This is a genomic window from Nonomuraea sp. NPDC048882 (assembly GCF_040649755.1).
GTDB lineage: Bacteria > Actinomycetota > Actinomycetes > Streptosporangiales > Streptosporangiaceae > Nonomuraea > Nonomuraea maheshkhaliensis.
Genome location: NZ_JBEZGB010000007.1, coordinates 150,687 through 166,920, shown reverse-complemented (window position 1 = coordinate 166,920; position 16,234 = coordinate 150,687). Strand labels below are relative to the sequence as shown.

Sequence of the window (16,234 nt, the reverse complement as noted above, 5' to 3'; positions counted from 1 at the left end):
TTTCCGTCCGCTTACGAAGCCGAGTGTGACGGAACGGATATTCGTTCCGGATAAGCCGCCGCGTTCCGGATAAGCCGCGCGTTCCGGATGAGCAGCCGACGGAAACGCTGAGGAAACGCCCCGACCTATTGCATCTCCCCTCGAACGGCATTCATTCGACGGAGGAGAACTGTCATGCGAGGACGAATCCTCGGCGCGCTGGTCACGGCGCCGCTGACGCTCACCCTGGTCCTGACGGGCTGCGGCGCGGACGGCGGGGGCGGGGCGGACGTGGCCTCGGTGAACGGGGGCGCGTCGAACCAGAGCACGGCCGGCGCCAAGCCCAGCGAGGACCCTCAGGAGAGGGCGCTCAAGTTCGCCCAGTGCATGCGCGAGAACGGCATCGACGTGCCCGACCCCGACTCCAGCGGCAGGTTCACGATGAGGTTCGACAAGAACACGCCCCAGGAGAAGGTCGACGCGGCCCAGAACGCCTGCAAGCAGTACGCCCCGAGCGGCCAGCGCAAGGGCGGCGGAGACCCCAAGATGGCCGAGAACCTGCGCAAACTCGCCCAGTGCATGCGCGACAACGGCGTCGAGAACTACCCCGACCCCGAGGGCGGCATGATGCGCATCACCCGCGACGTCGGCGAGGACCCCGACTTCAAGTCCGCGCAGGAGAAGTGCCAGAAGGAGTCCGCCGAGGCCGGTATGGGAGGTTCCTGATGGGCCCGGTGACCGACGGGACCACGCTCGACGGCACGGCGGAGCGCGCGGCCCCGCCGCCGCGCCGGCGCCGCCGCGGCAGGGGCAGGCTGGTGGCGGGGCTGCTGGCCGTGGCCGCCGTCGCGGGCGGCGCGCTCGTCGCGGTGAACGGCGCGGGCGTGCTGGAGGCCGGCGCCGGCCCGACCAAGGCGGCCGCCGTGCTGCCGCCCGCGACCACGACGGTGACCAGGCAGACGCTGAACGACACCAGGGACGCCGACGGCGAGCTCGGCTACGGCCCGGTGACCACGGCCGTGAGCAGGCAGCCCGGCACCATCACCTGGCTGCCCGACAGCGGCGCGACGATCAGCCGCGGCCGGTCGCTGTTCCGGGCGGACAACAAGCCGGTCGTGCTCATGTACGGCGACCGTCCCGCCTACCGCGACCTGCGCGACGGCATGGAGGGCAAGGACGTCGAGAACCTGGAACGCAACCTGGACAAGCTCGGCTACGACGGCTTCACCGTGGACGACGAGTTCACCTGGGACACCGCCCAGGCCGTCATGGAGTGGCAGGAGGATCGCGGCCTGGAGGAGACCGGCGTGGTCGAGCTGGGCCGGGTCGTGTTCGCCCCCGGCAAGGTCCGCGTGGAGAGCCTCGACACCGAGGAGGGTGCGCCGGTCACGCCGGGCATGAAGGTGCTGACGTACACGGGCACGGCCAAGGTGATCACGGTGCAGCTCGACGCCGAGGATCAGCGGATGGCCAAGAAGGGCGCCAAGGTCGAGGTCACGCTGCCGGACGGCAAGAGCGTCAAGGGCAAGGTGACCGAGGTGGCCACGGTCATCGTGCCGGGGGAGGGGCAGGAGGAGCCGCAGACGCGGGTGGAGGCGCTGGTCTCGATCGGCGCCGCCAAGTCCGCGAAGGGGCTCGACAAGGCCGCGGTGGACGTGACGTTCACCGCCTCGCAGCGCAAGAACGTGCTCACCGTGCCGATCGCGGCGCTCGTGGCGTTGCAGGAGGGCGGCTACGGCCTTGAGGTCGTCGAGGGCGGCAGGTCCCGCTATGTCGGGGTCGAGACCGGTCTGTACGCGGGCGGCCGGGTCGAGGTCTCGGGCGACGGGCTGAGCGAGGGCATGACCGTGGGGATCGCGAAATGACGTACCCCATGATCGCCTTGAGGGACGTGTCACGGACGTATCCCGGCGGCGTGGCGGCGCTGCGGTCGGTGTCGCTGCGGATCGGCCACGGCGAGCTGGTCGCCATCGCGGGCCCGTCGGGGTCGGGGAAGTCGACCATGCTCAACGTCGTCGGCACCCTCGACCGGCCGTCCTCGGGAAGTCTGCACATCGACGGCTACGACGTCTCGACGTTGTCCGACAACCAGTTGTCGGCGCTGCGGGCGACCACCATCGGGTTCGTCTTCCAGTCGTTCCACCTGGCCGCGAAGGTGCCGGCGCTGGACAACGTGGCCGACGGCCTCGTCTACACCGGCCTCGGCCGGGCCGAGCGGCGCCGTCGTGCGGCGGTCGCGCTGGAGCGGGTGGGGCTCGGGCACCGCATGGACCACGAGCCCCACGAGCTGTCGGGTGGGGAACGGCAGCGGGTGGCCATCGCCAGGGCGGTGGCGGGCGATCCGCCGCTGCTGCTGGCCGACGAGCCGACCGGCGCGCTGGACTCGGTCTCGGGGGCCGGGGTGATGGAGCTGCTGCACGAGCTGAACGCGGGCGGCACCACCATCGTGATCATCACCCACGACCGGGAGATCGCGGCCGGCCTGCCCCGGCAGGTGCGGATGCGCGACGGCGAGATCGTCTCCGACTCCGCAGTCGCCTCGGAGCCTTCGGCGGGGGCTGTGTCATCTGGGTCAGTTTCGTCCGGATCTGTCTCGTCCGGGTCTGTCTCGTCCGGGTCTGTGGAATCGGGGGTGGCGTGATGGCGGTCGTCGAGGTGCCGCGGCCGAAGCCGGCGCCGGCCAGGATGCGGCCGCGCGACGTGATGCGGGTCGGCGCGGTCGGCCTGCGCACGCGCCCGCTGCGGGCGTTCCTGTCCGCACTGGGCATCGCGATCGGCATCGCGGCCATGGTCGGCGTGGTCGGGCTCTCGTCCTCCTCGGGCGCGGAGCTCGACCGCCAGTTGTCGGCCCTGGGCACGAACCTGCTGACCATCTCCTCGGGCACCACGCTCATGGGCGAGGCGGCTCAGATGCCGGTGGACGCGGAGGTCATGATCGAGCGGATCGGCCCGGTACAGGCCGCGTCCTCGATCGGAAAGGTCGCCGAGGCGAAGGTCTACCGCTCGGAACGGATCCCGCAGGCGCAGACGGGCGGCCTCAACGCCTACGCCGCCCGCCTCGACCTGCCCGCCACGGTCGGCGCGACCCTGCGCAGCGGGACGTGGCTCAACGCGGCCACGGAGCGGTACCCGGCCGCCGTGATCGGCGCGTCCGCCGCCCAGCGGCTCGGCATCGGGCCGGTCGGCGAGGACACGCAGATCGTCGTCGGCGGCGTGCGGTTCGCGGTCGTCGGCGTGCTGGAACCGGTGGCGCTGGCCGCCGAGCTGGACAGTGGCGTCATGATCGGCTGGCCGGTGGCCGAGGAGCGGCTGGGCTTCGACGGGCATCCGACCGTTCTCTACACGCGGGCGGAGGAGGCCAGACTGGAGTCCGTACGGCAGGTGCTGGCGGGCACGGCGAACCCGGAGGCGCCGAACGAGGTGGACGTCTCCCGCCCGTCCGACGCGCTGGCCGCCAAGCAGGCGACCAACGAGGCGTTCGCCAACCTGCTCCTGGGTGTGGGCGCGGTGGCGCTGCTGGTGGGCGGGGTCGGGGTGGCCAACACGATGGTCATCTCGGTGCTGGAACGCCGCGCGGAGATCGGCCTGCGCCGCTCGCTCGGGGCGACCAGGGGGCAGATCCGCACCCAGTTCCTGGCGGAGTCGCTGCTGCTGTCGGCGCTGGGCGGGCTCGGCGGCATCCTGCTGGGGACGGCGGTGACGATGGGGTACGCCCTCTACAGCGGCTGGCCCTCGGTCATACCGGCCTGGGCCACGCTCGGCGGCCTGGCCGCGACCCTGGCCATCGGCGCCGTCGCGGGGCTCTACCCGGCGGTCCGCGCCTCCCGCCTCTCCCCGACGGAGGCGCTGTCCACCCCGTGACCCGGCCCCGGGCGTCAGCCGGTCGCGTAGCAGATCGTCTTGCCCACCACTTGGACGCCCGGCCGGTCGCCGGACAACACGGTCAGCTCGAACGTCACCCGGGTCAGGGGGTCACGCAACAACGACACCTGGTGGGCCTCGTCGCGCAGGTCGAGATCGTCGACGACCTCGGCGTACCCCATGGCCCGAAGCCGCCGCAGCAGCCCGGCCGGCGCGTCCTCGGCGTCGGTCTCCGCCTGGAAGAAGTGCCGGGTCTGGCCGGGGACGCAGGTGTCGTCGTCGGCCCGCCGCACCGCCGACAGCCGCAGCTCCGCCGCGCCGAGCAGGTCGCCGGCGTCGGAGTCGAGCCGCCGGGAGGCCTCCGCCAGCGTGGACAGTTCGGACGGGGCCGCGCACGCCGTCATCGCCGCGAGACAGAAGAGCACCGCGGACAGGGCGTGACGGCGGGTGCGCACGCGATGATCTTAGCCAAGATCACCGATTGCTAACGGCCCAATCACGAAAAGCGCAGCCACCGCACCAGGGCCGCCGGGCCGCCGGGCCGGCGGCCGGCCGCGAGCACCGGGGCAGGACCGCTGCTACGCCACTAGGGCCGCCAGCGTCGCAGGTCCGTCTCCTTCTCGTACGCCTGCGGATCCGGATAGCTCACCAGCTCCACGGTCGAGCCCCAGGGCGTGCGGCAGTGGACGAACCGGTTGCGCTCGCCCGCCTCGGGCCCCGGCAGCGGCACCGGCTCCGACAGCGGACTCCCGCCCGCCTCGGTCACCAGCCGCAGCGCCTCGTCCACGTCGTCCACGTACACGGCGACGTGCTGCCAGCCCAGATCGCACGGCAGCGCCGCCTCCCCCTGGCGGGGCCCGCTGAACTCGAACAGCTCGATCCCCGGCCCGTTCGGCAGCCGCAGCATGCGCACCGCCACCTCGGCCGTCCCCTGGGGCACGCCGAGCCGTCGTTCCGTGCCCCAGCCGCCCTTGGGGCCGTCCGAGCGCGGAAGGGTGTCGTAGAGGACCTCGGCGCCGAAGGCGCGGGCGAAGAACTCGGTCGCCGCGTCGAGATCGGGCACGGTCACTCCGACGTGGTCGATGCCGCGTGCGGTCATGCGCCACCTCCTGTCCTGGCCAGCGCGTCGAGCTTGCGTTCGATGCGATCGAGCCGGGCGCGCAACTCGTCGATGTCGCCGCGCTCGGCGTTCTCCTCCTCGGGGCGCAGCCGGACGAGCACCGCGCCGCCGGGCTCCAGGCGCACGAGCCGGGTGTCGGCCACGCTCGTACCGCCCCTGAGCTGGATCGTCACGTCCAGATCGGACTGGCGCAGGCCCAGCCGCCGCAGCGCGCGGTGCAGGTACTGCCCGTCGCGCGCCAGCACGACCGGGCCGCCCTCCACGAGCTTGCCGGCCATCGGCACGGCGGCGGCCAGCCGCACCACCACCGCGTTGACCGCCATCAGGATCACCACCCCGGCCAGGCCGCCGGCCAGCGAGTTGTCCGGGCCGATGATCGCGTTCTGGACGACGTTGCTCATCAGCAGCATGACCACGAAGTCGAAGTTGTTGAGCTGGGCGATGCCGCGCTTGCCGCCGATCCGCAGCAACGCGGCCACGGCGAGATAGACGACGACGGTCCTGATGGCCTTGTCGGCGAGCGAGACACCTGTGTGAAACAGGTCGTCTGTCATAGACGCCCCCGGAGCCTCCCGATCGGCCCCAGTTCGTCCACGCACCGCCCCAGCCCGAGCGCCACGGCCTCCAGCGGGTGCTCGGCCCGGCGTACCGGCATGCACAGCGTCTCGCGCAGCCGCCGGCCGAGCCCGCGCAGCAGCGCACCCCCGCCGACCAGCACCGCGCCGCGCACCCCGAGGTCGGCGGTCAGCTCGGCCGGGCAGCGCTCGACCGTCTCCATTGCCGTCCGCACGATCGACTCGACCGGCTGCGCGGTCGCCTCGAAGATCCGCTCCACGGGCAGCGTCAGCTCGCGCTCACGCCCGGTGTCGGGGTCGCGGGCGTGCACCATGATCTCCCGGTCCCCGCCGCCCGCGCGGCGCTTGGCCGACTCGGCCTCGGGCTCGTCGAGCAGCAGCCCGTGCTCGCGCTCGACGAAGCGGGCGATGGCCCGGTTGACGGCCTGCCCCCCGTACGGCACAGAACCGGCCGCCACCACCGACTCCCCGGACAGTACGGCGATCCGCGCCGCGTCCCGGCCGATGTCGATCACCATGTGCCCGGTGCAGTCGTCCAGCTCCATCCCGGCCCCCAGCGCGGCGGCCAGGGCGTGCGGGACGAGCTGCACCGTCCGCGCCTCCGCCTCGTAGGCGATGTCACGCAGCGCCGCCCGGTCGATCGGGGTGGAGTCGGCGGGCAGCGCCATGACCACGCGCGGGCGGGCGTACGGATGCCAGTGCACCTTGCGCAGGAAGTGCCGGATCATGCGCCGGGCCAGCTCGGTGTCGGCGGGCAGCCCGCCGCTGACCGGCCAGCACGTACGCCCGCCCCCGCCCAGTGCGGCGGCTTCCACGCCGTACCCGATGACCTTGCCCGTCCGGCCGTCACACATGACGGCGGAGGGCTCGTCGAGCACGATGCCCTTGCGCCTGGCGTAGATCCGCGTGCTCGCGGCTCCCAGATCCATTGCGAGGTCACGACCGAGGAGTCTCATTGGCGTATCCCTTTCCTGGACCGCTCCAAAGCAACACCAGGAACGCAAAGGAACCCCTTTACCCTGAAACCGTGCTCGCCTACGACCGCGAAGCGCCGGGGCCATGATCGCGCTGGTGGCGCCGCCGAACAGGCGGCTGCGGCCGCCTCCCGTGCCGCAGGGCAAGGTCGAGGCCGGTTTCGCGTCGTAAGCGGTGTCATGCGAAGCTGTCAGTGTCCCCAACACCTTGGAGGTCCTCATGGCGGATACACCGGAGCCGGAAGTCAGCGAAACTCCCGAGGACGAGATGAAGCGCAAGTTCCGTGAGGCACTGGAGCGCAAGCGCAGCCAGGCCGCGGGCTCGGGCGCGGGTGGCAGGGGCGTCGACCCTTCGAAGATCCACGGGGCGCACGGTCCGGCTGCGAGTAAGAGATCGTTCAGGCGCAAGAGCGGCGGCTGAGGCTGAGAAATCCGAGGGGGTACGGCATGCCCGTGCCCCCTTCTTCATTCCCGGACGAAGGTAGATCTTTCGACCTGTTCGTGGCGAAACGTTTGCGTATGTCCGTTTCCATAGTTAGAGTAACGGCCATTACCAGCCGGTGACCTAGTCCTTACCCAAAGAGACTGCCGACTGGCGCCGAATCCCGAACCCAGGGAACCGGGGACCCACCTCATGGGGTGAATCCGGCCACACGCCGGTAGGGCATCTCCACGCCCGAACCCGTCAGCTAACCCGGTAGGCGTGATGGAGAGGACCGATCACCCCATGCATCAGCGTGTCACACCCCCGGACCGCGTGCCGGCCGCCTACTAGAGCGGCCCCCTTCTCCAAAGGCTCGTCATTTTGCGCATCGCGTAGCGACGTCAGGTGAATTTTCCGCTACGCGCCATTCCCCCATGGGCGCAAACTCCCTTGTCCCCTCGCGAAGGGTTTACCTTTTCATGTCTGCCCGTTCTGGCCTGCGTTCCCTCACCCTCCTTACCGCAATCGCCATCGGCACGCTGACCATCGCCGGCCCGGCCGCTCACGCCGCCACCGGCACGGACGAGAAGGTCCTGCTCAAGGGCTCCACCACGGCCTCGTACTTCTGGGACGACGCCTCGGGCCGCGCCGGCGACACCGGCCTGCCCGCCAGTGGCAAGCCCATGCAGAAGGGGCTGGCCGCCAGCCCCAGCTGGCCCCTCATGACCGAGGGGTACGTGATGTATAAGGGCAAGAAGATGCCCTTCTTCGTGGGCGACCGCGGCCCCGGTGAGCCCTCCAACCGCGGCATCATGCTCGACCTCGACGCCAAGACGTTCGCCGAGCTGACCGGCGGCCGGTTCAACTCCAGCACACTGGGCGTGGACGGCGTCGGCGGCCAGGGCCACATCGAGATCGACTACGTCATCACCAAGTGGGGCGACGGCCTGGGCAAGAAGAACTACCCGGTCCCGTTCTCGACCCGCGCGTGGGCCGAGCGTGACCGCAACCCGGCCACCCCGCCGCAGGACGAGGCCCAGAGCTGACGCAGGACGTCCGCCTTTGCAGAGTCAAGACCAGAATGTCATTCTGGTCTTCGTGACCAACCGCGCAGCCGCGAACGGCATCGACATCGCCTACGAGAGCTTCGGCTCACCGCAGGGCCGGCCCCTGCTCCTCATCATGGGCCTCGGCGCCCAGCTGATCCAATGGGACGAAGGGCTCTGTGAGCTCCTCGCGGAGCAGGGGCACCACGTCGTCCGGTACGACAACCGCGACGTGGGGCTGTCCACCCACTTCCACGACGCGGGCGTACCGGCGGCGGGATCGCCCGCCCCCTACCTGCTGGACGACATGGCCGACGACGCCGCGGCCCTCATGGACGTGCTCGGCTGGCCGTCCGCCCACGTGGTGGGGGCCTCGATGGGCGGCATGATCGCCCAGGCGCTGACCATCCGCCACCCCGAGCGGGTGCTGACCCTCACCTCGATCATGTCCACCCCCGCCCCGTCCGTCGCCCCTCCCACCGAGGCCGCCTCCGCGGCGCTCATGGGTCGCCCGCCCGCCGACCGCGAGTCGGCGCTGGAGCAGGCGGTGGAGCGGTGGGCGGTCATCGGCTCGCCCGGCTACGAGCTGGACCGCGAGCGGATCATGGAGATGGCCGGGCGTTCCTTCGACCGCAGCTTCGACCCGGCGGGCACGGCCAGGCAGTTCGCCGCCATCATGGCGTCGGGCGACCGTACGGAGGGGCTGAAGGGGGTGCGCGTGCCGACGCTGGTGCTGCACGGCGAGGCCGACCCGCTCGTCCCCGTGGCCGGCGGCCGGGCGACGGCGGCGGCCGTCCCGGGAGCGCGGCTGGTGACCTACCCCGGCATGGGGCACGACCTGCCGCGCGAGCTCTGGCCCGCCTTCACCGCCGAGATCACCAAACTGACCTCCGCCTGAGGCGGCGAGCGGTGGCCCGCGCCGCGCGCGCGGGCCACGGCGCTGTCAGATCTCCAGCTTCTCCTCGATGCCCCGCAACTGGTGCCGGGCCAGCGCCAGGTTGGCGCGCGATCGGTCGAGCGCGAGGTAGAGGAACAGCCCCTTGCCGCCGCGCCCGGTGATCGGGCGGATGATGTGGTACTGGGTGCTCAGCGAGATCAGGATGTCCTCGATGCTCTCCTTGAGCCCGAGCGAGTCCATCGTGCGGAGTTTGGCCTTGACCACCTCGGTGTTGCCGGCCGCGGCGATCTGGAGGTCGAGGTCCTTGGAGCCGCCGAGCGTGCCCAGCGCCATGCCGCTGCCGTGATCGACGATGGCCGCGCCGATCGTGCCGTCGATGCTCATCATCTCTTTGAGAGAGACGTCAATTCCGGCCATGCTTCTTCCTCTCTTGTCTCTGAACGGGTTCCGCTCAGTGCTTGCGTGCTGCGACGGCGGCCACCGCGGCGGCCGTCTTCCTGCCCTCCAGCCGCAGCAGCCCGACGTTCGCGCCGGGTCCGGCCAGGACCGTGAGGACGATGGTGGGGCCGGCGGCGTAGAAGGCCACGAAGCCGGCGGTGCCGGAGATGAGCGTCTCCTCCAGGGCCCCCTGGCCGGTGATGACCAGCATCCGCCTGCTCATCGCGAGCAGCGCCGCCGACAGCGCCGCGATCTGCTCGGCGGTACGGCTCTCCAGGTCGCAGGCGATCGGCAGGCCGTCCACCGTGCAGGCGACGCTGCCGGCCACGTCCGGCGTACGTCCGCGGAGGAGCGTCATCTCCTCCAGCACCTCTTGTCGTAGCTCCACCGGTGGCCTCCTCCTGAGTGAGGGGAACCTCACGACAGCTCCTCCAGCGCCTTCTTCAGCCGCATCAGCAGCGCCAGATCGGTCGGATCGCCCGTGACGGGCGGCCCCAGCGGCTGGGGGGCCGCCCCGGGATCGTGCGGCGGTCTCCCCGCCGCCGCGTGCTGGCCGCGTTTGGGCAGGCCGGCGGGCTCCGGCTCGGCGAGCAGGCCCGAGGCGGCCAGCCTCCTGACGGCCAGCAGCACCGGGTATGCCGGCCGCCCGATCTGCTTGGCCAGCTCCAGCGGCGTCGCCTTGTGATCGGCCCGGACGACGACCTCCCACTGCACCCGGCTCAGCGTCACGCCCTGCCCGGGCAGCCGCGCCAGCGGGCGTACCGGAAGCGTGTCCACCTCGGCCGACGGCCAGATCTGGGCCAGGTGCGCCCGCCGCCGCGCGCACTCGCGCACCAGCCCCGAGACGTCGAAGAACCACTGCCCGCCCAGCCAGTGCCGCTCGCCCGGCCGGAACTTCGGCCGCGCCCCGCTGACCGGCAGCAGGAAGAAGGCCGCGTCCAGCACCCCGCCGAGCACCGCGTACTGCAGTTCGCCCGCCGTGAGTGGCCCCTCCTCGATCAGCCGCGCGCAGCCGCCGTCGTCCCGCAGCCGGCGCAGCGCCGCCTCGCTCATCAGGCCCCTGGCGGCCAGCAGCCGCTCGACGCTGGGCGCCTGGGCGCACTCCATGTACGTCACGCGCCCGTCCGCGAGGAAGATCGTGCCGCTCCGGCCGACCCGGAGCGCACCCGTGGAGCGCTCGCGGGCCAGGCCGGCCAGGAGGGTGTCCAGCCTGGTCATGGGTCACTTCGTCGTCAGGGCGCTGGAGATGTTCTGCAGGCGGTGCCTGGCCAGGGCCAAGTTGGAACGTTCCCGGTCCAGGCGTACGTAGATGACCAGCGGCCCCTCGAACACGGTCTCCAGCAGCCGCAGCAGATGGTGACCCTTGTCCGTGGTGACGAGCATGTCGTCGATGCGCACGACGTCGCCGGGGCACGTGCGGGCCAGCCCGTCGGTGGTCGCCCGCAGCGCCTCGGTGAGCGCCGCCGCCGACCGGTCGGCGTCCACCCCGGACGCGCTGCTGAAGGCCACCGCCATCCCGCTGGTGTGGTCGACCAGCATGGCGTCCAGCGCCCCCGGTATGGACATGACCTCTGCCAGGCAGGTGTCGACTCCGAGCACGGGACCTCCCTCGCCTTTCATGGAACGGAGGCAAGCGTAAGGGCCCGGCGTCATCCGCTCGCGGCGGAGGAATGGTGGTGTTGGGCTTTTATATGGCTACGGGTAAGAAAAACACCACCAGTACGGATAACTCTACGATTTATGAATGCATCTCACGGCTTCGGAGAATTTGGCCGACATTCTGCTCGGCCCACGTGGCCACCGCCGCCATCGGGCCGTGCAGCGAGTGTCCGAGGTCCGTGAGCGCGTACTCCACCCGCGGCGGCACCTCCGCGAACACCTCGCGCGTCACCAGCCCGTCCTGCTCCATGGCCCGCAACGTCTGGGTGAGCACCTTCGGCGTGACCCCGCCGATGCGCTCCCTGAGCTTGGTGAAGCGCATCGGGCCGCCGACGAGGCAGAGCAGCACCAGCGCCGACCACTTGTCGCCGATCCTGTCCAGAACCACCCTGGTCGGACAGTTCGGGTCGAAGACATCGCCGGTATCCATAAGGTACTTATAGCACGATGAAGTAACCAGTATCCGATGGATACTCTTGGTCGCATGAAGATCCTTCTCTTTGGCGCGACCGGCATGGTCGGGCAGCGCATCGCCGCCGAACTCAGCGACCGCGGCCACGAGGTCACCGGCCTCAGCCGCCGCGGCCCCGTCAAGGGCGACATCCACGACACCGCCACCCTGGCCAAGGGCTACGACGCGGTCATCTCCGCCATCGGTCCCGCGCGCGACGTGGACGAGCCCGAGCAGCCCTTCCTCGACGCCAACCGGGCCCTGCTCGACGGCCTGCGCGCGGCCGGGGTGAGCCGCGTGATCGCCATCGGCGGGGCCGGCAGCCTCCAGGTGGCCCCCGGCCTCGACCTGGTCGACACGCCCGAATTCCCCGAGGAGTACAAGAAGGAGTCGCTGGCCGCGCGCTCCGCCCTGCGCATGTATCGGGAGGTGGACGACCTCGACTGGACCTTCGTCTGCCCGCCCGCCGTCATCGCCCCGGGAGAGCGTACGGGGACCTTCCGGGTCGGTGGCGACGAGCTTCTGAGCGATGACGAGGGCAACAGTCACATCTCGGCCGAGGACTTCGCCGTCGCCATCGCCGAAGAGGTGGAGCGGAACGCCAACCCGCGCCGCCGCATCACCGTGGCCTACTGACCGGCCTACTGGCGGGCCTACTGACTGGCCTACTGACCGGCGAGTTCCTCGCCGGGGTCGTCGGGCAGCAGCGCCTGCTCGTCGGGCTTGTGCACCAGCACGTTGTCCACGTACGACTTCACCGCGGCGGGCAGCCCGACGTCGGCGCCCTCCTGCTCCGACAGGTACCAGCGATGGTCCAGCAACTCGTGGAAGAGCTGCGCGGGCTCCAGCTTCCCGCGCAGCTCCATGGGGATGGCCTCGACCGTCGGCTGGAACACCTCCGCCAGCCACCGGTGCGCCACGATGGCCTCGTCCTCGTGCCGCAGCCCCTTCGCCACCCGGAAGCCGTCGAGGTCGTTGAGCAGCCGCCGCGCCTGGTTCTCCTCGACGTCGAGCCCGGTCAGCCGGAGCAGCCGCCGCTGGTGGTGGCCGGCGTCCACGACCTTGGGCCGGACGATCAGCCGCCCGGTGCCGACCTTGCGCCGCACCATCATCTCGGCCACGTCGAAGCCGAGCAGGTTGAGCCGCCTGATGCGCTGCTCCACGCGGTGCCAGTCCACCTCCTCGATGATCTCGCTCTCGTTGATCTCGTTCCACAGGCGGTGGTAGCGGGCCACGATGTCCTCGGCGGTCTCCATCGGGTCGATCGACGGGTGCAGCAGCCCGCCGGCCTCCAGGTCGAGCATCTCGCCGAAGATGTTGGTGTGCGCGGTGTCGATGTCGCCCAACCGCTGCCCCTCGCTGATCATGGGATGCATCTCGCCGGTCTCGGCGTCCACCAGATAGGCCGCGAACGCCCCCGCGTCGCGCCGGAACAGCGTGTTGGACAGCGAGCAGTCGCCCCAGTAGAAGCCGTTGAGATGCAGCCGCACCAGCAGCACGGCGAGCGCGTCCAGCAGCCGGGTCAGCGTGTCGGGGCGCAGGGTGCCGGACATGACGGCGCGGTAGGGGAGCGAGTACTGCAGGTGCCGGGTGATCAGGGCGGCGTCCAGCCCCTCCTCACGGCCGGTGACGTACGCGACCGGCTCGACCGAGGGGGCGTCGAGCCTGGCCAGGTCCCACAGGAGCTGGTATTCGCGCTTGGCGTAGCGTTCGCTGATCTCCTTGATCGCGTACACCTTGCCGGACAGCCGGGCGAAGCGCACCACGTGCCGCGAGATGCCGCGCGGCAGATCGACCAGATGGCGTTGCGGCCAGTCTGCGAGCGGGACCTCCCACGGGAGGCGGATCAGGTCAGGGTCGCCTAGCGCGCCGGTGATCTGCAGGGGCATTTCCACAGGATAAGGTGCATCAGTGGACGAGTTTCTCAAGTGGTACTTTTCTCACAATCCCGTCGCCGCCGCCTCTCTCGGGGCCGAAGGCCACGACCACACCCTCGGTGATCTCACCGCCTCCGGCTGGCAGACACGCGAGCGCGAGCAGGTCCAGTGGCTCGACCGGCTCTCGGCGGCCGAGGCTCCGTCCCTGGACGACGCGATCGACAGGGATCTCGTCCTGTCGCAGCTGAGGGGCTCGATCGCGCTCGCGTCCTGGCCCGAGTGGCGGCGCGACCCCGCCGTCTACCTCTCGACGATCTTCGCGTCCATGTACACCCCGTTCCAGCGCCGGCTCAAGCCCGAGGCCGAGCTGGTCGAGTCGGCCCTGTCCCGGCTGGCCGAGGTGCCCGGGGTGCTGGCCGCCTGCCGCGCGAACCTGGACCCCGACCTGGCCGCCCCGCTGCTGGTCACGCGTGGGCTCGGCCAGGCGCGCACCGGCCGCAACTTGCTCACCCGCACCATCCCGGCCATGGTCGAGGACGCCGAGCTGCGCGCCCGCCTGGCCGAGGCCGCGGAGCCGGCCGCGCGCGCCTTCGACGACCTCGTCGCCTTCCTGGAGGGCTTCGAGTGCGGCGGCACCTGGCGGATGGGCGAGAAGCTCTACTCCACGCTGCTGCGCGAACGCGAGATGCTCGGGTACGGCGCGGCCGAACTGCACGCCAAGGGCCAGGCCGCCTGGTCGGAGCTGGACGCGCGCATGCGCGAGGTGGCGGTCAGGGTCAACGGCGGCGACGACTGGCGGGCGGCCATGGAGTCCCTCATGGACGACCACCCGCCGACGCTGGCCGACATGCGCGCCGAGTACGAGGCCGAGACGCGGCGGGCGCGCGAGTTCGTCGGCGAGCGGGACCTGGTGACGTTCGCCGACGGCGAGGAGTGCGAGGTGCTGCCGTCGGCCGAGTACACCCGGCCGGTCCTGGCCGTGGCCCACTACCTGGCGCCGCCGCCGCTCAGCGCCTCGCGCAGGGGCATCTTCTTCGTGCCGTACACGCCGGACGACTTCACCCCCGAGCAGGTACGCCAGCGCCTGCGCACCAACTCGCGGGCCCAGATGCCCTCCATCGCCGTCCACGAGGCCTACCCCGGGCACCACTGGCACCTGTCGTACATGGCGGGCAACCCCCGTACCGTCAGGAAGGTCTTCAGGACGCCGTACTTCACCGAGGGCTGGGCCCTCTACGTCGAGAAGCTGCTGCACGAGCAGGGCTACTTCGACACCCCGGCCACCGAGCTGGCCCACCTCGACTGCCGGATCTTCCGCGCCGCCAGGATCGTCGTCGACACCGCGCTGCACTGCGAGGACATGTCGGTCGAGGAGGCCGAGACGTTCATGTCCACGAAGGCGTCGCTGTCGCCGGGGACGGCCCAGGGCGAGGTGAGCCGCTACTGCGCCTGGCCCACGCAGGCGCCCTCCTACCTCACGGGTGCCATCGAGATCGACCGCATCCGCGAGTCGTTCCAGGGCACGCCGAAGGAGTTCCACGACCGGATCGCCGGGTCGGGCGGGCTGCCGCTCGGGCTGGCCGAGCAGGCCGCGCTCGCGTAGCCGATCAGCGCCGGCTGTCTGAGCGGGGGAAGGCGGGCGGGTTCGCCGCCCGCTCGATCACGGCGCCGAGCTGCTCGTCCGTCAGGACGGCCGGGCGGCCGACGCCGAGCCCACGCACGTAGACCTCGCACAGCCACTCCAGCAGCCGGGTGGCCTCGAACGCCTCCTCCAGGCTCGCCCCGATGCTCACCCCGCCGTGGTTGGCCATCAGGGCGGCCCGCTTGCCCTCCAGGGCGGCGCGCACGTTCGCGGCCAGCTCCGGGGTGCCGTACGTGGCGTACGGGGCCACCCGCACGACGCCGCCCAGCAGCAGCGCGTTGTAGTGCACGGGCGGCAGCTCGGTCATCGTCGTGGCCACCACCGTGCCGAACACGGAGTGCGTGTGCACGATGGCCTGCGCGTCGGTGGTCTCGTAGACGGCCAGGTGCATCGGGGTCTCGCTGGACGGCTGCAGATCGCCCTCCACGAGGTGGCCGCTCACATCCACGACCGGGCATGTCTCCGGCGTCAGCCGGTCGAGCGCGACCCCCGACGGCGTGACCGCGACCAGGTCGCCCTGGCGCACGCTGAGATTGCCCGAGGTGCCGATGACCAGGCCCAGCTCGACGGCGCGGCGGCCGTACTCGCACAACTGCTCGCGAAGGCTCATAGGCGTGGAATGTAGTGCATCACAGGCGATCGAGGGCCCTGAGCATGACGCGCTCGGCGTCGGCGCGGGTCAGGCGTTCCGGGTAGAGCAGCACGTGCAGGCTGAGGCCGTCCATCAGGGCGAGCAGGTGCTCGGTGAGGTCGTCCAGCTCCTCGGTGCCGCTCGGCTCGGTGGTGTGATCCGGGGCGGCACTGTTACGCAGCTCGCCGGCCGTGCGGGCCCGGCCGAGCAGGTCGCGTACGGCGGCGCGCAGCTCGTCCGCCTCCGCCCGCTGCACCTCGGCCAACCGTTCCGAGGCCAGGCTGCGGCTCCAGAAGCTCACCTCCAGCCGGGTCTCGCGGGCCCGCTCGTCGTCCAGCGGCAGGTTGTCCAGCAGCAGCTCGCGCAGCGCCGCGAGGGCGGAGCCGCCGGGACCGCCCGCGCCGGTCACTGCGCCGGTCACTGCGCCGGTCACTTTGCCGGTCAGCCGTGCGCGGATGCGCTGGTGCGACTGGCGCAGCGCCGACAGCAGGATCTCGTCCTTGTCGGCGAAGTAGTGGGCCAGCACGCCGTTGGAGTAGCCGGCCTCCTTGGCGATGGCCCGGGTGGTGGCGGCGTCGATGCCGTCCCTGACGATCACCCGGCCGGCCGCCGACAGGACCTCGCGCCTGCGCTCGTCGTGATCGACGATCTTCGGCATC

General features: G+C 71.2%; 21 protein-coding genes and 1 riboswitch. Of the genes, 9 read left to right on the top strand and 12 right to left on the bottom strand.

The genetic code is table 11. From position 1 onward, the window contains the following. Positions 1 to 174: 174 nt before the first annotated feature. Genes AB0C27_RS25580 through AB0C27_RS25565 form a run of 4 tightly spaced genes read left to right on the top strand, consistent with a single transcriptional unit; the run spans position 175 to position 3,840 of the window. Positions 175 to 705, top strand: a complete 531-nt coding sequence (locus AB0C27_RS25580; RefSeq protein ID WP_357848169.1) for a hypothetical protein — start codon at positions 175 to 177, stop codon at positions 703 to 705. After that, a complete protein-coding gene (locus AB0C27_RS25575) occupies positions 705 to 1,844 on the top strand; it encodes a peptidoglycan-binding protein (protein WP_357848167.1) in 1,140 nt (379 codons plus the stop codon). The genes AB0C27_RS25580 and AB0C27_RS25575 overlap by 1 nt, the downstream gene beginning before the upstream one ends. Further along, complete coding sequence (locus tag AB0C27_RS25570; RefSeq protein ID WP_357848165.1) at positions 1,841 to 2,620, top strand: ABC transporter ATP-binding protein; 780 nt, start codon at positions 1,841 to 1,843, stop codon at positions 2,618 to 2,620. Before AB0C27_RS25575 ends, AB0C27_RS25570 begins: the two co-directional genes overlap by 4 nt. After that, positions 2,620 to 3,840 (top strand): ABC transporter permease, encoded by a 1,221-nt coding sequence (locus AB0C27_RS25565; protein WP_346111977.1) that lies wholly within the window; start codon positions 2,620 to 2,622, stop codon positions 3,838 to 3,840. Before AB0C27_RS25570 ends, AB0C27_RS25565 begins: the two co-directional genes overlap by 1 nt. 14 nt (positions 3,841 to 3,854) lie before the next feature. Here the strand turns inward: AB0C27_RS25565 and AB0C27_RS25560 are convergent, their stop codons facing one another. The 4 genes from AB0C27_RS25560 to AB0C27_RS25545 form a co-directional block, all read right to left on the bottom strand. Continuing rightward, positions 3,855 to 4,295 (bottom strand): hypothetical protein, encoded by a 441-nt coding sequence (locus AB0C27_RS25560; protein WP_357848162.1) that lies wholly within the window; start codon positions 4,293 to 4,295, stop codon positions 3,855 to 3,857. A gap of 131 nt (positions 4,296 to 4,426) precedes the next feature. Then, positions 4,427 to 4,939 carry a VOC family protein gene (locus AB0C27_RS25555; RefSeq protein WP_357848160.1) on the bottom strand — a complete coding sequence of 171 codons (513 nt, stop codon included), beginning with the start codon at positions 4,937 to 4,939 and terminating at the stop codon, positions 4,427 to 4,429. Continuing rightward, a complete protein-coding gene (locus AB0C27_RS25550) occupies positions 4,936 to 5,514 on the bottom strand; it encodes a YetF domain-containing protein (RefSeq protein WP_357848157.1) in 579 nt (192 codons plus the stop codon). Before AB0C27_RS25550 ends, AB0C27_RS25555 begins: the two co-directional genes overlap by 4 nt. Then, complete coding sequence (locus AB0C27_RS25545; RefSeq protein ID WP_357848155.1) at positions 5,511 to 6,491, bottom strand: rod shape-determining protein; 981 nt, start codon at positions 6,489 to 6,491, stop codon at positions 5,511 to 5,513. Before AB0C27_RS25545 ends, AB0C27_RS25550 begins: the two co-directional genes overlap by 4 nt. A gap of 238 nt (positions 6,492 to 6,729) precedes the next feature. Between AB0C27_RS25545 and AB0C27_RS25540 the strand changes: the two genes are divergently transcribed. The 3 genes from AB0C27_RS25540 to AB0C27_RS25530 all read left to right on the top strand — a co-directional run bounded on the left by AB0C27_RS25540 (position 6,730) and on the right by AB0C27_RS25530 (position 8,877). Beyond that, the gene (locus AB0C27_RS25540; protein ID WP_346111970.1) at positions 6,730 to 6,930 is read left to right on the top strand and encodes a DUF5302 domain-containing protein; all 201 of its coding nucleotides are present in this window, start codon (positions 6,730 to 6,732) and stop codon (positions 6,928 to 6,930) included. 165 nt (positions 6,931 to 7,095) lie between these two features. After that, a riboswitch (cyclic di-AMP (ydaO/yuaA leader) is annotated at positions 7,096 to 7,228 on the top strand. Between the two features lie 184 nt (positions 7,229 to 7,412). After that, on the top strand, positions 7,413 to 7,979 hold the full coding sequence (locus AB0C27_RS25535) for a hypothetical protein (RefSeq protein WP_357848153.1): 567 nt from the start codon (positions 7,413 to 7,415) through the stop codon (positions 7,977 to 7,979). Positions 7,980 to 8,031: 52 nt separating this feature from the next. Next, positions 8,032 to 8,877 carry an alpha/beta fold hydrolase gene (locus tag AB0C27_RS25530; protein ID WP_357848151.1) on the top strand — a complete coding sequence of 282 codons (846 nt, stop codon included), beginning with the start codon at positions 8,032 to 8,034 and terminating at the stop codon, positions 8,875 to 8,877. 45 nt (positions 8,878 to 8,922) lie between these two features. Here AB0C27_RS25530 and AB0C27_RS25525 read toward each other — a convergent pair whose 3' ends face one another. From AB0C27_RS25525 to AB0C27_RS25505, 5 genes are all read right to left on the bottom strand, one after another. After that, positions 8,923 to 9,294, bottom strand: coding sequence for a hypothetical protein (locus AB0C27_RS25525; protein ID WP_357848149.1), 372 nt, complete (start codon positions 9,292 to 9,294; stop codon positions 8,923 to 8,925). 34 nt (positions 9,295 to 9,328) lie between these two features. Next, positions 9,329 to 9,703 carry a roadblock/LC7 domain-containing protein gene (locus tag AB0C27_RS25520; protein ID WP_357848147.1) on the bottom strand — a complete coding sequence of 125 codons (375 nt, stop codon included), beginning with the start codon at positions 9,701 to 9,703 and terminating at the stop codon, positions 9,329 to 9,331. Positions 9,704 to 9,732: 29 nt separating this feature from the next. Continuing rightward, on the bottom strand, positions 9,733 to 10,533 hold the full coding sequence (locus AB0C27_RS25515; RefSeq protein WP_357848145.1) for a hypothetical protein: 801 nt from the start codon (positions 10,531 to 10,533) through the stop codon (positions 9,733 to 9,735). Positions 10,534 to 10,536: 3 nt separating this feature from the next. Further along, positions 10,537 to 10,914, bottom strand: coding sequence for a roadblock/LC7 domain-containing protein (locus AB0C27_RS25510; protein ID WP_357848143.1), 378 nt, complete (start codon positions 10,912 to 10,914; stop codon positions 10,537 to 10,539). A gap of 139 nt (positions 10,915 to 11,053) precedes the next feature. Further along, complete coding sequence (locus tag AB0C27_RS25505) at positions 11,054 to 11,404, bottom strand: helix-turn-helix domain-containing protein (RefSeq protein ID WP_346111959.1); 351 nt, start codon at positions 11,402 to 11,404, stop codon at positions 11,054 to 11,056. A gap of 54 nt (positions 11,405 to 11,458) precedes the next feature. On the opposite strand from AB0C27_RS25505, the gene AB0C27_RS25500 reads away from it, so the two are divergent. Beyond that, a complete protein-coding gene (locus AB0C27_RS25500; protein ID WP_357848141.1) occupies positions 11,459 to 12,061 on the top strand; it encodes an NAD(P)H-binding protein in 603 nt (200 codons plus the stop codon). Positions 12,062 to 12,090: 29 nt separating this feature from the next. On the opposite strand, the gene AB0C27_RS25495 is transcribed toward AB0C27_RS25500, so the two are convergent. Further along, positions 12,091 to 13,314, bottom strand: coding sequence for a DUF4032 domain-containing protein (locus AB0C27_RS25495; protein ID WP_357848138.1), 1,224 nt, complete (start codon positions 13,312 to 13,314; stop codon positions 12,091 to 12,093). A gap of 22 nt (positions 13,315 to 13,336) precedes the next feature. On the opposite strand from AB0C27_RS25495, the gene AB0C27_RS25490 reads away from it, so the two are divergent. Then, on the top strand, positions 13,337 to 14,905 hold the full coding sequence (locus tag AB0C27_RS25490) for a DUF885 domain-containing protein (RefSeq protein WP_357848136.1): 1,569 nt from the start codon (positions 13,337 to 13,339) through the stop codon (positions 14,903 to 14,905). 4 nt (positions 14,906 to 14,909) lie between these two features. Here AB0C27_RS25490 and AB0C27_RS25485 read toward each other — a convergent pair whose 3' ends face one another. Continuing rightward, the gene (locus AB0C27_RS25485) at positions 14,910 to 15,554 is read right to left on the bottom strand and encodes a class II aldolase/adducin family protein (RefSeq protein WP_357848134.1); all 645 of its coding nucleotides are present in this window, start codon (positions 15,552 to 15,554) and stop codon (positions 14,910 to 14,912) included. A 19-nt stretch (positions 15,555 to 15,573) separates the two neighbouring features. After that, positions 15,574 to 16,233: a TetR/AcrR family transcriptional regulator gene (locus tag AB0C27_RS25480; protein WP_357848132.1), complete on the bottom strand. Its 660-nt coding sequence runs from the start codon at positions 16,231 to 16,233 to the stop codon at positions 15,574 to 15,576. Position 16,234: the final 1 nt, after the last annotated feature.

Bases quoted from the DNA above. Each gene is read 5' to 3' on its own strand.
- AB0C27_RS25580 (WP_357848169.1), top strand. From the start codon at position 175: ATGCGAGGACGAATCCTCGGCGCGCTGGTCACGGCGCCGCTGACGCTC.
- AB0C27_RS25575 (WP_357848167.1), top strand. From the start codon at position 705: ATGGGCCCGGTGACCGACGGGACCACGCTCGACGGCACGGCGGAGCGC.
- AB0C27_RS25570 (WP_357848165.1), top strand. From the start codon at position 1,841: ATGACGTACCCCATGATCGCCTTGAGGGACGTGTCACGGACGTATCCC.
- AB0C27_RS25565 (WP_346111977.1), top strand. From the start codon at position 2,620: ATGGCGGTCGTCGAGGTGCCGCGGCCGAAGCCGGCGCCGGCCAGGATG.
- AB0C27_RS25555 (WP_357848160.1), bottom strand. From the start codon at position 4,939: ATGACCGCACGCGGCATCGACCACGTCGGAGTGACCGTGCCCGATCTC.
- AB0C27_RS25550 (WP_357848157.1), bottom strand. From the start codon at position 5,514: ATGACAGACGACCTGTTTCACACAGGTGTCTCGCTCGCCGACAAGGCC.
- AB0C27_RS25545 (WP_357848155.1), bottom strand. From the start codon at position 6,491: ATGAGACTCCTCGGTCGTGACCTCGCAATGGATCTGGGAGCCGCGAGC.
- AB0C27_RS25540 (WP_346111970.1), top strand. From the start codon at position 6,730: ATGGCGGATACACCGGAGCCGGAAGTCAGCGAAACTCCCGAGGACGAG.
- AB0C27_RS25535 (WP_357848153.1), top strand. From the start codon at position 7,413: ATGTCTGCCCGTTCTGGCCTGCGTTCCCTCACCCTCCTTACCGCAATC.
- AB0C27_RS25525 (WP_357848149.1), bottom strand. From the start codon at position 9,294: ATGGCCGGAATTGACGTCTCTCTCAAAGAGATGATGAGCATCGACGGC.
- AB0C27_RS25515 (WP_357848145.1), bottom strand. From the start codon at position 10,533: ATGACCAGGCTGGACACCCTCCTGGCCGGCCTGGCCCGCGAGCGCTCC.
- AB0C27_RS25505 (WP_346111959.1), bottom strand. From the start codon at position 11,404: ATGGATACCGGCGATGTCTTCGACCCGAACTGTCCGACCAGGGTGGTT.
- AB0C27_RS25500 (WP_357848141.1), top strand. From the start codon at position 11,459: ATGAAGATCCTTCTCTTTGGCGCGACCGGCATGGTCGGGCAGCGCATC.
- AB0C27_RS25495 (WP_357848138.1), bottom strand. From the start codon at position 13,314: ATGCCCCTGCAGATCACCGGCGCGCTAGGCGACCCTGACCTGATCCGC.
- AB0C27_RS25485 (WP_357848134.1), bottom strand. From the start codon at position 15,554: ATGAGCCTTCGCGAGCAGTTGTGCGAGTACGGCCGCCGCGCCGTCGAG.
- AB0C27_RS25480 (WP_357848132.1), bottom strand. From the start codon at position 16,233: ATGCCGAAGATCGTCGATCACGACGAGCGCAGGCGCGAGGTCCTGTCG.